This is a genomic window from Pseudoalteromonas sp. QJM3NY_22 (genome assembly GCF_056173065.1).
Window position 1 is genome coordinate 3,092,315 of record NZ_CM149655.1, and the last position, 16,137, is coordinate 3,108,451.

Annotated in this window: 15 protein-coding genes; 2 read left to right on the forward strand and 13 right to left on the reverse strand. The window is 39.9% G+C overall.

Annotated elements, in window-relative coordinates:
- Nucleotides 1-163 precede the first annotated feature (163 nt).
- Nucleotides 164-2,140, forward strand: coding sequence for a pectate lyase family protein (locus AC0VZ4_RS14120; RefSeq protein WP_033028554.1), 1,977 nt, complete (start codon nucleotides 164-166; stop codon nucleotides 2,138-2,140).
- Between the two features lie 62 nt (nucleotides 2,141-2,202).
- Here AC0VZ4_RS14120 and lpxA read toward each other — a convergent pair whose 3' ends face one another.
- The 13 genes from lpxA to rpsB form a co-directional block, all read right to left on the reverse strand.
- Nucleotides 2,203-2,973: an acyl-ACP--UDP-N-acetylglucosamine O-acyltransferase gene (gene lpxA, locus AC0VZ4_RS14125; RefSeq protein WP_008133881.1), complete on the reverse strand. Its 771-nt coding sequence runs from the start codon at nucleotides 2,971-2,973 to the stop codon at nucleotides 2,203-2,205.
- A gap of 2 nt (nucleotides 2,974-2,975) precedes the next feature.
- Entirely contained in the window at nucleotides 2,976-3,428 is a 453-nt protein-coding gene (gene fabZ / locus AC0VZ4_RS14130; protein ID WP_475439971.1) for a 3-hydroxyacyl-ACP dehydratase FabZ, read from the reverse strand.
- Between the two features lie 27 nt (nucleotides 3,429-3,455).
- On the reverse strand, nucleotides 3,456-4,478 hold the full coding sequence (gene lpxD, locus AC0VZ4_RS14135; RefSeq protein WP_475439972.1) for a UDP-3-O-(3-hydroxymyristoyl)glucosamine N-acyltransferase: 1,023 nt from the start codon (nucleotides 4,476-4,478) through the stop codon (nucleotides 3,456-3,458).
- Nucleotides 4,479-4,485: 7 nt separating this feature from the next.
- Entirely contained in the window at nucleotides 4,486-5,004 is a 519-nt protein-coding gene (locus AC0VZ4_RS14140; protein ID WP_007376809.1) for an OmpH/Skp family outer membrane protein, read from the reverse strand.
- 11 nt (nucleotides 5,005-5,015) lie between these two features.
- Nucleotides 5,016-7,487: an outer membrane protein assembly factor BamA gene (gene bamA, locus AC0VZ4_RS14145; protein WP_007376810.1), complete on the reverse strand. Its 2,472-nt coding sequence runs from the start codon at nucleotides 7,485-7,487 to the stop codon at nucleotides 5,016-5,018.
- Nucleotides 7,488-7,584: 97 nt separating this feature from the next.
- Entirely contained in the window at nucleotides 7,585-8,937 is a 1,353-nt protein-coding gene (rseP, locus tag AC0VZ4_RS14150; RefSeq protein WP_475439973.1) for a sigma E protease regulator RseP, read from the reverse strand.
- A gap of 1 nt (nucleotide 8,938) precedes the next feature.
- Entirely contained in the window at nucleotides 8,939-10,144 is a 1,206-nt protein-coding gene (gene ispC / locus AC0VZ4_RS14155) for a 1-deoxy-D-xylulose-5-phosphate reductoisomerase (RefSeq protein WP_475439974.1), read from the reverse strand.
- The gene (locus tag AC0VZ4_RS14160) at nucleotides 10,141-11,007 is read right to left on the reverse strand and encodes a phosphatidate cytidylyltransferase (protein WP_475439975.1); all 867 of its coding nucleotides are present in this window, start codon (nucleotides 11,005-11,007) and stop codon (nucleotides 10,141-10,143) included. Before AC0VZ4_RS14160 ends, ispC begins: the two co-directional genes overlap by 4 nt.
- A 20-nt stretch (nucleotides 11,008-11,027) precedes the next feature.
- Nucleotides 11,028-11,807 (reverse strand): isoprenyl transferase, encoded by a 780-nt coding sequence (locus AC0VZ4_RS14165; protein ID WP_475439976.1) that lies wholly within the window; start codon nucleotides 11,805-11,807, stop codon nucleotides 11,028-11,030.
- 58 nt (nucleotides 11,808-11,865) lie between these two features.
- Entirely contained in the window at nucleotides 11,866-12,387 is a 522-nt protein-coding gene (gene frr, locus AC0VZ4_RS14170) for a ribosome recycling factor (RefSeq protein ID WP_370587472.1), read from the reverse strand.
- A 49-nt stretch (nucleotides 12,388-12,436) separates the two neighbouring features.
- Nucleotides 12,437-13,186 (reverse strand): UMP kinase, encoded by a 750-nt coding sequence (gene pyrH / locus AC0VZ4_RS14175; RefSeq protein ID WP_008133874.1) that lies wholly within the window; start codon nucleotides 13,184-13,186, stop codon nucleotides 12,437-12,439.
- A gap of 158 nt (nucleotides 13,187-13,344) precedes the next feature.
- Nucleotides 13,345-14,196 carry a translation elongation factor Ts gene (gene tsf, locus AC0VZ4_RS14180; protein WP_008133872.1) on the reverse strand — a complete coding sequence of 284 codons (852 nt, stop codon included), beginning with the start codon at nucleotides 14,194-14,196 and terminating at the stop codon, nucleotides 13,345-13,347.
- Between the two features lie 104 nt (nucleotides 14,197-14,300).
- Entirely contained in the window at nucleotides 14,301-15,029 is a 729-nt protein-coding gene (rpsB, locus tag AC0VZ4_RS14185) for a 30S ribosomal protein S2 (RefSeq protein ID WP_007376819.1), read from the reverse strand.
- Between the two features lie 271 nt (nucleotides 15,030-15,300).
- On the opposite strand from rpsB, the gene map reads away from it, so the two are divergent.
- The gene (gene map / locus AC0VZ4_RS14190; protein WP_475439977.1) at nucleotides 15,301-16,086 is read left to right on the forward strand and encodes a type I methionyl aminopeptidase; all 786 of its coding nucleotides are present in this window, start codon (nucleotides 15,301-15,303) and stop codon (nucleotides 16,084-16,086) included.
- Nucleotides 16,087-16,137 lie beyond the last annotated feature (51 nt).

Below are 16,137 nucleotides of genomic sequence, written 5' to 3' on the forward strand. Positions count from 1 at the left end.
AAAGATCGCTTCATCTAATCCTTTTTACTTATTGTTATTATTATTATTTAAAGTGAATATGCCACCGGTGGCATTTGTAGATCAAGAATAAAACTTGTTAATGATCACTGCAGTATTAAATACAAAAGTTTTTACACTGAAAACCATTTTAATTGGAGTTAAAATGAAAAAAACTAATATTTTAAAATACTCTTTACACACAACTGCAATATTAGCCGCAATTTATGGCGGCAGTGCCCTAGCTGCAAATGCATCGGGATATGCTTCAACAAACGGTAATACAACAGGTGGTGCCGGTGGTGATGTAGTATATGCAACAACAGGAACCCAAATACACCAAGCTTTATGTAATCGAGCATCGAGTGATACACCAATTATCATTCAAGTTGAAGGGACAATTAATCATGGTAATACAAGCAAGGTATCTGGTGATAGCTGTAACACTGGTCCTGACTTAATTGAACTAAAAGAAATTAGTAACGTTTCTATTATTGGTGTTGGCAGTGGTGCTTTATTTGACCAACTCGGTATCCATATTCGTTCTTCGTCAAACATTATTATACAAAATGTTCATGTACGAAATGTAAAAAAATCAGGCTCACCAATCTCAAACGGAGGTGATGCAATTGGTATGGAATCTAATGTTCGAAATGTGTGGGTTGACCATGTAACACTTGAAGCAAGTGGTGGTGAAAGCAGTGGCTATGATGCACTTTTTGATATGAAAAACAATACAAAATACGTAACTTTATCTTATAGTATTTTGCGTAATTCAGGTCGAGGTGGTTTGGTTGGCTCAAGCGACAGCGATGATGCTAATGGCCCTGTAACATTTCATCATAACTACTATCAAAATATAAATTCACGAACACCTTTACTCAGGCACGCAACAGCTCATGCTTATAATAACTACTATAGTGGCATACAGTCATCGGGGATGAATCCACGCATAGGTGGTAAAATACGTGCTGAAAATAACTACTTTCAAGATTCTAAAGACCCACTAGGTACTTTTTACACTAACGATATGGGATATTGGCAAGTAAGCGGTAATATCTGGGACAATATTGATTGGTCTGAAGATGAAAGTAAGCTTCACCCAGCAGGCCCAAATCCTTCATCAACTACTTCTATTAGCATACCTTATAACTATCAACTGGATAATACTCAGTGTGTCCCTGCAATTATAGCAGCAACCGCAGGTGCAAATAAGGGCTTAAAAGAGTCCAATGGTGAATGTGGTACGACTGAACCCACAGATCCAACTGAGCCTACTGATCCAACAAATCCACCTGAGCCGACTCCTTCAGGGGAAAATCTTGCTTTGGCTGCAGGTGTAGATGGCAGCTCTAAGGCCAGCGGTACAAGTTATGGTAATGTTAAAGATGGAGATACATCCACTTACTGGTCGCCAAATTCATCTACTGGCACAATAAATATTAAAAACTTAAATACGACAATTAATGCTGTAAAGATTATTGAAGCGTCAGGTGCTCAAGGAAATATTACTTCATGGTCGCTGGTTAATTACGATACAGGCACAACGCTCGCTAATGGCGGGGCTGTACCTAATGTAATCACCTTTTCGAGTGTAAATTTGTCAAAAGTCAGTTTTGTTATTAACTCTTCAAACTCAACACCGAGAGTTGCTGAATTTGAGGTTTACAATGGCTATAACGACTCAGGTAGTTCAGTCACTAATACCCTAGTTAATGGCGTATACAGGGTTACACCTAAGCACAGTGCTAAATCACTTGATGTAGCTAATTGTGCAAATAGCAATGGTGCTAACATATCGCAATGGTCATGGTTAAATAACGATTGTCAAAAATTCAATATATCAACGGTCGATGGTATTTGGCATAGAATTTCACCAGTTAATGCTCCATCGAAGGGCCTTGATGTAGCCGCTAATTCAACGGTTAATGGTGCAAACATTGCTCTGTACACATATACCGGTAGTTATAATCAACAATTTAGATTCCAAGCCGCTGGTACAGGAAAATGGCGGATAATAAATCGTAATAGTGAACTTTGTTTCGATGTTGAGGGAAATAAAGCAAATGACGGGGCAAATCTATTGCAATGGACTTGCAGCGCTGGATCTGAAAATCAAATGTTTGAACTAACTCGACAGTAAACTTTAAATAATAAAAAACCACCTTCGATTTCTCTAAGGTGGTTTTTTTAATTAAGAAGCCGTTATCTTACAATACCGCGCTCAGAACCTTTAACAAAGTCGATCATCAACTGCACTGCAGGATACTTTGCAGCATCTTCACTAAGCGACTCAATAGCTTCTTCAGCACCTAGGCTCTTACGATAAAATGCTTTATATGCACGGCGTACAGCCATAATTTCGTCACTTTCAAAACCACGGCGTTTCATGCCTTCTTTATTGATAGCTGCAGGGCCTGCTGGCATACCAATGGTAGTAACAAATGGTGGTACATCTTTGTTAACACCAGAATACATGCCAATAAATGCATGTGCGCCGATTTTACAAAACTGATGAACTCCCGAATTACCACCTAAGATAACCCAATCGCCTACATGTACATGACCAGCCACACTTGCATTGTTAGCAAAAATTACGTTATCGCCAATTACCGCGTCATGTGCAACGTGTGTATAAGCCATAAACAAATTATTACTACCAATTTTAGTAACGCCTTGGTCTTGAATCGTACCACGGTGAATAGTGGCACATTCACGGATAACGTTGTTATCACCCATGATTAATGTGGTTGGCTCGTTGTTGTATTTTTTGTCTTGGCAGGCTTCGCCTACAGACGCAAATTGAAAAATATGATTGCCAGCGCCAATAGTTGATGGCCCTTTAACAACAACGTGAGACTCAATAATACAGTTATCACCGATAACAACATCATTGCCAATATAACTATACGGACCAACTGAGACATTGTTGCCTAGTTTAGCGCCAGGTTCGATTATTGCTGTAGAATGGATCACTATTAAAACTCTCTTCTAGCACACATAATTTCGGCACTACATACTATTTTGCCGTTGACTCTTGCTTCTGCCGAAAATTTCCAAATGTTGCGACGTTCCTTTAAGAACTCAACATGAAGATGCATTGTATCACCAGGAATTACCGGTTGCTTAAAACGCGCATTATCGACTGCTGCAAACAAGTAAAGCTCGTTTTCGCTACGATTTTCAACCGTTTTAAAACCAAGTAAGCCCGTTGCCTGAGCCATTGCTTCTAAAATTAACACACCTGGAAAAATAGGCTGATTTGGAAAGTGCCCAGTAAAAATAGGTTCGTTTATAGAAACATTTTTAATAGCATGTAAAGATTTACCAGGAGTAAAGTCAATAACACGATCTATTAATAGCATCGGATAACGGTGCGGTAATAAAGCTAAAATTTCTTGAATATCAAGGCTATTTAATTCGTTTGCCAAAATAGCATCCTTATTAGTGTTCAACGTTTATGACTTAGCCAATGCTTCAAGCGCTTTAAGACGAGATTTCATATCTGAAAGGTTACGCAAGTGAGCTATTGATTTACGCCATTCTTTGTTTGTTGTATGGGGCATACCAGATGAGTAAATACCTGGTTCGGTGATTGATTTTGTCACCATACTCATGCCGGTAATTATAACACCATCACATACAGACATGTGACCATTAATTGCAACCATGCCACCAATTTGACAGTTTTTGCCAATGGTAACGCTTCCTGCAAGTACAGTGCAGCCCGCAATTGCGGTGCCTGAATTAACTTCAACGTTGTGCGCTATTTGACATTGATTATCGATAATAACATTGCTATGGATGATGGTGTTGTCCAGTGCGCCACGATCAACTGTTGTGCTAGCACCCACTTCAACTTTGTCACCTATGATCACAGAACCTAGCTGGGGTATTTTAACCCACTGCCCGCGTTCGTTCGCATAACCAAACCCATCGCTACCTATAACACTATTTGCTTGAAACAAACAATCTGTACCAATTTCGACATCGTGATAAATAGTCACACTAGGCCAAAGCTTAGTGCCAGAACCAATTTTAACATGTTCCCCGATAAAACTGTTCGGACCAATTTGCGCGTTGTCACCTATCACTGCACCAGCTTCAATGACTGCGTTAGCACCAATAGCGGCGCTGCCACTAACAATCGCTGTTGAATGGACAGTGGCACTTGGATGAATACCCGTCGAGGCTGAGCGTGGCGTGGTATCCATAAATTGCGCTAATTTAGCGTAACTTACATACGGATTAGCAACAATAATTTTACTGCCATTAAAGTACTGTGCATCGGCTTGGCTTACTATTACAGCACTAGCTTGAGTAGTCTCAAGTTGCGATCGATATTTTGAGTTCGCTAAAAATGCAATATGCCCAGAATGGGCATTTGCAAGTGTCGCTATTTTTTTTATTTCTAAAGCGCCATCACCCTGAAGTTCGGCGCCTAGAAGTTCCGCAATTTGCGAAAGCGTATAATTTTGCATGGAGTGATTATTTCTTACTAACAGCGGCTACAACTTTAGATGAAAGATCGGTAACTTCTTTAGGGTTAAAGTAAATTGTCGTGTCTTTTACTTTAACTTCATCAAAGTCGCCATCTTTAGCAATTTCTTCAATTGTTTTAATAATAACACCCTGAACTTTAGCAAGTTCTTGGTTTTGGCGTGCTTTAATTTCTTGCTCTAAAGGACGACCTTGTTCAGCAAGGTTTTTTTGCATACCTTGAATTTTGTCACGTAGTGCATCTTTTTGAACTTGGCTCATCGTTGTGCTTTCACGCTTAAACTTTTCAGCCTCAAAGCGAATATCACCTTGTAACTTTTCAAGTTCTTGACGGCGCTCAGCAAACTCTGTTTGTAAAGACTGTTCGATTTTTGCCATTTGAGGAATTTGTTTATAAATTTCCTGCATATCTACGATACCTACTTTATGTGCAAGTGCACTCGCAGAAGTTCCCATAATAAGTGTTGCTAAAACAGCTACTGCTGTTGATTTAAATAATTTTTTCATAAAAAGCTCCTTTAAAAAGTGTTACTAATATTAAAACTGATGGTTTTCGTATCGTCATCTTCTTCTTTTTGCAATGGATACGCAAAACTTATCAGCATAGGACCCATTGGAGAGATCCACTGTAATGATAAACCGGTTGAAATCCTAAAACGCAGCGGATCTGAATAATCGTCTAATTTGGCACGCTCATCAACACCTAAGTTTTGAAAGCGATCTACATTAAATTCAGTATCCCAAACGTTTGCCGCATCAACAAAGAAACTCGTACGGACAGAACTGGTATTTTCTTCATCTAAGAAAGGCGTAGGAACAATTAGTTCCATTCCAGCTACCGCTTTAGCATTACCACCAATTCGACCTTGAGGTATTAATACATCAAACTCAGACGCACCGCCTATAGTGCCTGTTGTAGCACCGTCTGTGCCCGGTGTACCCGGAATAGACTGCGGTATACGCGATACAGCACGTGGTAATATTGTATTACGGTCAAAGCCACGAAGTTCCATTTCAGTTATACGAAAGTATTCTTGAAATGGTAATGTTTGATCATAACCATTTGTTGAACCGTAACCGTTACCATAACCAAGCGCTGCACGCGTTGAAAATACCCAACGGTGGTCATTTGATATAGGCCAATAAAAACGTGAATCGTAATTCAGTTTGAAGTACTGAAGATCAGAATTTGGCGTTGTCGCAGTTAGGTTAAGTGTTTGACGTGAGCCCGCTGTTGGAAATAAACCACGGTTAACAGTAACGCGCGACCAACCTACACTTAGCTCATATTTATTAAAATCGAAACCAGCATCTGGGTTTTCCGGATCTAAGAATGTTTCACGCAATACTCGTGTTTGCTCATACTCAGCAATATCCGATAGCTCTTCTTTGATCCAGCGCACACCAAAGTTAATACGATTAATCGCATCAATTGGGAAACCTATATTTGTACCGATACCGTAACTTTTCGATTTGTAGTCAACAAGACTAAAGGCACTCGCATCATAGTTACTGTAAAAAATACTACTACCTTGTGATACACCATCAGGCGTAAAGTAAGGGTCAGTGTACGATAAACTTACACGTTCAGAACCCTTAGAGGTATTAATATTGAATCCAATTTGGTTACCAGTACCTAAAAAGTTAGATTCTGTCACACCAATATTAAATTGTAAGCCTTGGTAAGAACCATATGCCAGACCGGCATTAAAGCTACCGGCTGATTGCTCTTTTACTGTAAAATCAACATCTACTTGATCATCCACACCAGGGACTGGCACTACATTAAAATCAACTTTTTCCATGTAGGCCAAACGTTGAATTTGTAGTTTTGAACGCTCAAGGTTCTGATTAGATAACCAAGCACCTTCAAGTTGTGTCATTTCGCGGCGCAATACTTCATCAGCCGTATTTTGGTTACCACCAACAATAATACGACGCACATAAACACGTTTACCCGGATTAACCGACAACGTTAATTGCACTTCTTGCTTTTCGTCGTCAATCTCTGGAATGGTACGTACTTCAGCATTTGCGTAGCCAAAACGTGCTAAGTAACTTTTAATAAACTCTTCAGAAGACGTTACTACTGAACCGTTATATAACTCGCCTGCACGAAGTGGAATAACACTTTTAATTAAGTCTTCGCGGCCAAGTAAGTCACCAATAAAATCAAAACCCTTAACTTTGTATTTTACGCCTTCAGTTAAGTTGGCTGTAACATATACTGACTCACGTTCTGGACTTACTGACACTTGTGTTGAATCGATATTAAATCGTAAGTAACCACGGTCTAAATAAAAGCTGCGAATTTTTTCTAAATCGCCTTCAACCGTTTGCTTTTGGTAACGGTCGCTGCCCATAAATTGCCACCACGGTAAATCTTGTTGTGACTCGGCAAGCTTTAATAAGTCTTCATTAGAAAAAAGTTCGTTACCAACCAAGTTTATTTGGCGGATAGAGGCGGCATCACCTTCATCAAACTCTAATTTAAGCTTAACGCGGTTACGTGGTAATTTAGTTACACTAATATCAACTTTAGCGTTGTATTTACCAATACTGTGGAAGAACTCAACTAACCCTTTTTCGATATTATCGATAACAGTTTTATCAAGCGGTTCACCTTGGCGAATATCTTGTTGTTCAAGCGACTCATTAAGTTGCTCGTCTTTTATATCTTTATTGCCTTCAAACTCAATAAAGCTGATCGTAGGACGTTCTGTTACTTTAAAAATAACATTATTGCCATCACGAAGTGCTTTTATGTTGTCAAAGTGACCAGAGCGGTAAAGTGACTTTATTGTTTTTGAAATCGTATAGTCGTCAACATTATCGCCCACATTGATAGGAATATGCGTTAATGCAGCACCCAGTGCTACGCGCTGTAAGCCTTCAACTTTAAGATCTTCAACAATAAAGGAAGTTTGGCCCAGTGCTGCAAAGCTTGCACCCAATAAACTTGAAACTGCCAAATGTTTTTTTATAGCCATTTTATTATCTTTATCCTATACAACTGTATTACCGCTTAGCACCTAAAATTAATGATGCTTTACAATCGTGTTCTAATTAGTAATTGTCACGCTGTAGCTACAAACGTGATACATCATTGAACAAAGCGAAACATGTTAGAAAAATGAGTAGCAAGGCTCCCACTTTAAAACCAAACTCTTGTGTCTTTTCAGAGACTGGCTTTTTACGAAAAAGTTCAATTATGTAATACATTAAGTGTCCACCATCAAGCACTGGCAAGGGTAATAAATTAAATACACCCAAGTTAACGCTAATCAAGGCTAAGAAGCTTAAAAATGCAACTAAGCCATAGCTTACGCTAGTTCCAGCACCGACTGCAATGCCCACCGGACCACTTAAATTTTTAACAGAAACTTGGCCTGTAATTAAATTACCTATCATGTCAAAGCTAAGAGTAATCAAGCGCCATGTTTCTTTTGTGCCTCGGACAATGCTGTCAAGAGGGCCGTATTGTCTAGTATCTACATACCCTTCTGGCCATTGTTGAACAACCGGTGCTACGCCCAAAAAGCCCTGTTCAATACCGCTATTATCAAGGCGGCTTTGCGGGGTTACTGTAATGCTTTTTATACTATCTTGTCTTTTTACACTAAATTGTAAAGATTTGTTAGCCGATTGCGTAATAAGATTAACTAATTGCTGCCAACTGCTTATTGTTTCGCCATTTACAGCCAAAATAGTGTCATTAACCTTCAAATCTGCTTGTTTTGCTGCTGAATTTTCAGTCACTGCGGCAATAGTCAGTGTTGCCTGAGGTCTAAATGGAACAATACCTAACGAACTCAGTGGCGGAACATCTTGCTGATCAAGTTTCCAACCATCTAAATTAAGCGTTTTAATACGTGGTTGTAGATTTTTATCACGAACCGTAACCTCAACGCTTTCCTCACCTAAGCTCGACATTAGTGCAAATGTAGCATCTTGCCACGTTGTTATATCGTCATCGCCAATTTTAATAATATGCTGGCTTGGCATTATGCCCGCCTGCTCCGCTCGACTCCCTTCAGTAACGCTGCCAACAACTGGCTTAACCGATTGCACACCTACCATATACATGACAGCAAGTGCAAAAATAGCAAACAAAAAGTTTGCCATAGGACCCGCTGCAACAATAGCAATACGCGCTTGAACCGATTTAGCATTAAACGATAAGTGACGTTGGTTTTGTGGTACTTCATCAACGCGCTCATCAAGCATTTTTACATAACCGCCTAGTGGTATTGCTGCAATTACGTATTCAGTATTATATTTATCGTGCCATTTTATAAGTGGTTTACCAAAACCAATTGAAAAACGCAGCACTTTAACGCCCATTTTGCGCGCAACCCAAAAATGGCCGTACTCATGTATGGCCACTAAAATACCAAGCGCTAAAATAAATGAGCCTAGGTTCCAAAAAAAATCAAACATATTAATGCGCCACTTTTGTTATAAATTGCAAAGCGCTAATCCGCGCTAATTTATCGCACTCTAAAATTTCATCTAAGCTTTGCACATTGGTGTACGTTGCAGCTTCAAGTGTTTGTGCATTTATTTTGTATATATCGGTAAAACCAATTTTACCATTTAAGAACGCGTTTACTGTTATTTCATTCGCTGCATTTACTGTCGTTGTAGCACCTTGCCCTGCACTACATGCATCAACCGCAAGTTGTAAATTAGGATAACGGGCGTAATCAGGCTTGGTAAATGAAAAGTCTGTAATATCAGAGAAATTGAGAGGCTTTACACCCGCATTAATTCGCTCAGGATATGCAAGTGCATGGGCAATAGGAGTGCGCATATCAGGGTTACCCATTTGCGCTAAAATAGAACCGTCGTGGTACTGCACCATTGAATGAATAATGCTTTGCGGATGAATAACTACATCAATATCACTGGTGTCACAATTGAATAACCACTTGGCTTCAATAAACTCCAAGCCTTTGTTCATCATAGTGGCCGAATCTACTGATATTTTTTGACCCATAGACCAATTAGGGTGAGCGACTGCTTCGCTAACAGTGACATCTTTTAACGTATTTATATCACGGGTTAAAAATGGGCCACCAGAACCGGTAAGCAAAATTTTACTTACGCCATGTTGCTGTAAATTTTGATCGCCTTTGGCATTTTGTAACGAAGAAGGTAGACATTGAAAAATAGCATTATGTTCGCTATCAATTGGTAGTAAAGTTGCTTTATGTTGTTTAACTTTGTCAATAAACAACTGGCCAGACATCACAAGTGATTCTTTATTGGCAAGCAGTACTTTTTTACCTGCTTCTACTGCACTTAATGTTGGCAATAAACCAGCAGCACCTACAATTGCCGACATAACAACATCAACATTAGGATAAGCACACACGTCACTCATAGCTTGCTCGCCATGCCTTACTTTAGTTTTACACTGAGTATTAGTTAAATACGATGACAACTGCTCAGCAGCCGTTTGCGAAGCCATAACTGCATATACAGGTTCATGCTCTATGCATAACGCAGCCATTTTTTTTGCATTTTGTCCGGCGGTTAAAGCAAAAACATCAAATAGTTCTTTATTTAGCGATACAACATCTAATGTGCTTGAGCCAATAGACCCTGTTGCACCTAAAATAACCAGTTGTTGCTTTGGGCTCATAAACTCAGCGTCCATGCATAACACATAACAAACATTGGAGCCGCAGCGGTTAAGCTATCAATTCTATCTAAAATCCCACCGTGTCCAGGTAAACAATTACCACTGTCTTTTAAGCCAGCTTCGCGTTTAAACATGCTTTCGAGTAAGTCACCTACAGCAGAAAACAACGCAATCAAAGCGGTCATAATGGCGTATACAGGCCAAACAACTAAATCAACATCGGTGAAATGACAAAATATTAATACAAAAATAACAGCAGCAACGACACCACCGGCGAGCCCTTCAATTGTTTTATTTGGGCTCACTTTAGGCATCAATTTATGCTTACCAAAACTTTTTCCAGTAAAGTAGGCACCCACATCAGCGCTCCACACAATACCTAAAACGACTAAAATCAGCATAGAACCAAAATGAGCAGATTCAGCATACTGCGCACTACGTAAGGTATTAAGTGCAAGCCACAATGGCACAAGCGTTAGTAAACCAGCGATGCCTCGCATCACGAGGCCTTCATTCCAAGCTTTCGCCATAGCGGGATAACGCCATACTAAATAACTGGCAACAATCCACCAAGCAAATGCAAGTGTAAATAAATAATTTGCATCACCCACTAATTTACCATTTTGCCATAAAGCTTCAATTGGCCAATGTAAGCTGAGCACTGCGAGTAAAGCCGCAACTAAAAGTACAAAAGCACTTCTTTTGAGTTTGTCACACAGACCCATAAATGCAGACCATTCCCATGCACCTAATAATACTATTGCACCTGCAAAATAACTAAATAACGTAAGCGGTGTATAAAAAACCAATGCTAATGCTAAAGGCGCTAGCACGAGCGAGGTTAAAATGCGTTGTTTTAACAAAATTGTGACCCTTATTCTATTTAGGTTTGAGCGAGTAATTGTTTTATTTGTTCGCCCGTACAACCAAAACGTCGCTCTCTGGCAACGTAACACGCAATGGCCTCAGCAAATGCTGCTTCATTAAAATCAGGCCAAAGTGTGTCGGTAAAGTAAAGTTCTGCGTAAGCGGCTTGCCATAATAAAAAGTTACTAATACGAACATCGCCACCAGTGCGAATAAGTAAATCAGGTTCTGCCTGATCTGCCATGCTCATATGCTGCGCTAAACGCTCTTCGGTAATATCTTCGGCGTTAAGTGTGCCTTTTTCTACTTGCAACGCAAGTTGCTTAGCTGCATTAGCCATATCCCAACGACCACCATAATTAGCTGCAACATTTAAGTGCAGCCCGGTGTTATTCTCAGTCAACGCTTGTGCGGAATATACTTTACTACGCAAGCTCTCCGAGAATCGTGATAAGTCTCCAATAATGGTCAGTTTTACATTGTTTTTGTGAAGCTTTTTAACTTCTTTTGTTAAAACAAACAAAAAAAGCTCCATTAACGTATTCACTTCATTCTCAGGTCGGCGCCAGTTTTCACTGCTAAAAGCAAATAAAGTTAACGATTGTATCCCTAACTTAGTGCAAAACTGAACAGACTGACGAACGGCATCCACGCCTTTTTTATGCCCGTATACACGAGGTCTATTTCTAGCTTGCGCCCAACGTCCATTACCATCCATTATGATGGCAACATGTTTAGGTAAACATTGCTGTGAAATTGTGTCAGCGTCTAGAACCATAAAGATTGAATATTCCATAAAAAAACGCCGCCTAGTATACCCCAGACGGCGTTTCAAAACTAATAATTTTAGTTGCCTAGATTTCCATCAATTCAGTTTCTTTGGCAGCTAATAGAGTATCCATTTCTTTAATAAACTTATCAGTAAGTTTTTGAATCGCATCATCTGATTGACGCGCTTCATCTTCTGATATGTCTTTATCTTTTAATAACGCTTTCACATCGCCATTAGCATCGCGACGAATATTACGAATAGCAACACGACCACCTTCAACTTCAGCGCGTACAATTTTGATTAAGTCTTTACGACGCTCTTCTGTAAGTGGAGGAAGTGGTACACGAATAACAGTACCTGCTGACATAGGGTTTAAGCCTAAGTCAGACGCCATAATCGCTTTTTCAACAGCTTGCGCCAAAGACTTATCAAATACACCAATAGCAAGTGTCCGAGAATCTTCAATTGTCACGTTAGCAACTTGGTTTAAAGGCGTTGGTGCACCGTAGTACGACACCATAATGCCATCTAAGATAGCTGGATGTGCGCGGCCAGTACGAATTTTAGATAATTGGCTACCTAGTGCAGTTACACTTTTTTGCATGCGCGCTTGCGCGTCTTTTTGAATATCGTTAATCACGGTTTAATCCTAATTATTTGATTATTTCATCTGAGGCTTGTGAAGAAATAAGTGTTCCTTCTTCTTCACCCATAATTACGCGTTTTAGCGCGCCTGATTTATTCATGTTAAATACGCTCAACGGCATATTGTGATCGCGGGCTAGAGTAAATGCCGCTAAATCCATAACTTTTAATTCTTTATCGATGATTTCATTGTAGCTTAAGTGGCGATAAAGCGTCGCTTCTGGGTTTTTTACAGGGTCATCGCTGTACACGCCATCCACTTTCGTTGCTTTAATTACAGTATCAGCTTCAATTTCAATACCGCGTAAACACGCAGCAGAATCAGTCGTGAAGAATGGATTACCCGTACCCGCTGCAAAAATAACAACGCGGCCCGTTTTTAATAAGCTAATTGCTTCAGCCCAGTTATATGCATCACACACACCATTTAATGGGATAGCCGACATTAAACGACAATTTACAAATGCACGATGCAGCGCGTCACGCATTGCAAGGCCATTCATAACTGTTGCAAGCATACCCATATGGTCACCAACAACGCGATTCATACCTGCTTCTGCAAGCGATCCACCGCGTAAAAAGTTACCTCCACCAATAACTAAACCCACTTCTACGTCGAGCTCTACTAGCTCTTTAATTTCTTGTGCCATACGGTCTAAAACTTTAGGATCGATACCGAAGCCTTCGTCTCCCATTAAAGCTTCACCACTTAATTTGAGAAGAACACGTCTAAAAATAGGTTTACGATTGATAGTCATAGTATTGGGGCCAACTTTTATTGAATTATGGATAAAAAATAACCGCGCTTATGTTAAACATAAAAGCGCGGTTATTTTAAAGAATTTCTAGCTGTGAAGCAAAACCAAATAGTACTTTAATTGCATCTAATTTCCTTTTGCATCACAAATAGTTAATCTTACTGACCTTTAGCTGCAGCAATTTGAGCAGCAACTTCAGCAGCAAAATCTTCTTCTTTCTTCTCGATACCTTCACCAACTTCTACACGTACGAAGCTAGTAACTGTTGCGTTTTTCTCTTTAAGAATATCGCCAACAGATTTTTTAGGTTCCATGATGAAAGCTTGACCAGTAAGAGAAACCTCACCAGTAAATTTCTTCATACGACCAACAACCATCTTCTCAGCGATTTCAGCAGGCTTGCCTTCATTCATCGCGATTTCGATTTGTACTTGCTTTTCTTTTTCAACAACATCAGCAGGCACATCAGAAGGTGTTAAGTATTCAGGGCTAGATGCAGCAACGTGCATTGCAACGTGCTTAAGTGTTTCTTCATCAGCAACACCAGCAACAACAACGCCGATACGATCGCCATGACGGTACTCAACTAGGTTTTCACCAGTTACGTACTGTATACGACGTACGTTGATGTTTTCGCCAATTTTAGTAACTAGCTCAACACGGTCTTCTTCAAACTTAGCTTGTAAGTCTTCGATAGAGATTGTGTCAGCAATTGCAGCGTCAGCAACTTTGTTAGCAAATGCTAAGAAGCTTACGTCTTTTGCAACGAAGTCAGTTTGACAGTTAACTTCTACTAGTACTGCAACACCCGCATTTTGCTTGATGATGATAGTACCTTCAGCAGCAATGTTACCTGCTTTTTTAGCAGCTTTAGCAGCGCCACTTTTACGCATATTTTCAATCGCTAACTCGATGTCGCCATCAGTCTCAGTTAACGCTTTTTTACAATCCATCATGCCAGCGCCTGTGCGCTCGCGTAATTCTTTAACTAGGGCAGTAGTTACAGCCATTAGTAAATCCTCAAATCTGAAATCTGGTTTAGATAAGCGGGTTACCCGCTCTACAAGAATAGCAAGTCTTCACCTTAAAAAGATGAAGACTTGATGACAGCTAATTACTCAGCTTCAACGAAATCGTCTTTCTCAGCTTGAGCAACGATGTTATTCTCGCGACCTTCAGTGATAGCAGCTGCAACAGCGCTAGTGTAAAGGCTTACAGCACGGATAGCATCATCGTTACCAGGAACGATGAAATCAACGCCGTCTGGATTAGAGTTAGTATCAACGATTGCAACAACTGGAATACCTAGGTTGTTAGCTTCACGGATAGCAATGTGCTCGTGGTCAGCATCGATAACGAAAAGCGCGTCTGGAAGACCGCCCATGTTTTTGATACCACCAAGGCTTTTTTCAAGCTTGTCCATTTCGCGGTTAAGCATTAACGTTTCTTTCTTAGTTAATTTCTCGAAAGTACCGTCTTGGCTTTGTACTTCAAGGTCTTTAAGACGCTTGATTGATTGACGAACTGTTTTCCAGTTAGTCAACATACCACCTAACCAACGGTGATTAACGTAATACTGGTCGCTTGCAATAGCTGCTTCTTTAACTGCTTCGCTTGCTGCGCGCTTAGTACCAACAAAAAGAACTTTACCTTTGTTTGAAGCAGCACCAGTTAAAAACTTAAGTGCGTTATTGAACATTGGTACTGTTTGCTCAAGGTTGATGATATGAACACGGTTACGTGTACCGAAGATGAAAGGCTTCATCTTAGGGTTCCAGTAACGTGCTTGGTGACCAAAGTGAACACCAGCTTGAAGCATATCGCGCATTGAAACATTTGCCATTTTATAGATCCTCTATAGTTGTTTAGGGTTAGGCCTCCACATATCCCATAGCACCAACACCGAAGTAATTAAACTTCAAATGCACCCAAGTGTATGTGACGATACGTGTGTGTGTTAAAATCAAATTGTGTTTGCCTTAAATACAAAAAATCATTTAAGAATTTATTTGTAAAAAGACGGCGCGCTTTATACCATATTAAAATTAAATACTCAACGTCGCGTGCAAAATTTGTTCGACGATAAATGTTAAAAACTCAACTTTGGAGCCTCAATGAGCGCTATTATCAAGACCCCTGAAGAAATAGAGAAAATGCGCGTAGCTGGGCGCTTAGCGGCCGATGTACTTGAAATGATCGGCCCTCATGTAGTGCCAGGTGTTACCACCGATGAGCTAAATACACTTTGTCATGATTATATTGTTAATGTGCAACAAGCAATCCCTGCTCCATTAAATTATCATGGCTTTCCAAAATCAGTTTGTACGTCAGTTAATCACGTTATTTGTCACGGAATTCCAAATGACAAAGCATTAAAAGAAGGCGACAGCATAAATATTGACGTAACTGTCATTAAAGACGGTTACCACGGCGACACATCTAAAATGTTCCACGTTGGTACACCAAACATTCAAGCTAAGCGTCTTGCAGAAGTAACACAAGAAAGCTTATACCTTGCTATTAAAATGGTAAAACCAGGTGTGCGCTTAGGCGATATTGGCTCAGCGATTCAAAAATATGCAGAAAGCTTTAACTACTCAATCGTACGTGAATATTGCGGTCACGGTATTGGCGCAGGGTTTCATGAAGAACCACAAATAATGCATTATGGTAAAGCCGGCACTGGCGAAGCCTTAAAAGCAGGTATGTGTTTAACTATTGAACCTATGGTTAATGCGGGTAAACGCCAATGTAAGCTTCTTAAAGATGATTGGACAGTAGTAACACGCGACCGTAGTTTGTCTGCACAGTGGGAACATACTTTATTAGTGACCGAAAATGGTGTTGAAATTTTAACGCTACGATCGGATGATACTATCGACAGGATAATAGAACACTAATAAAACCGAAACACTTGATAAGAAAAATCTTATCCGTGTGAAAGGTTAAAC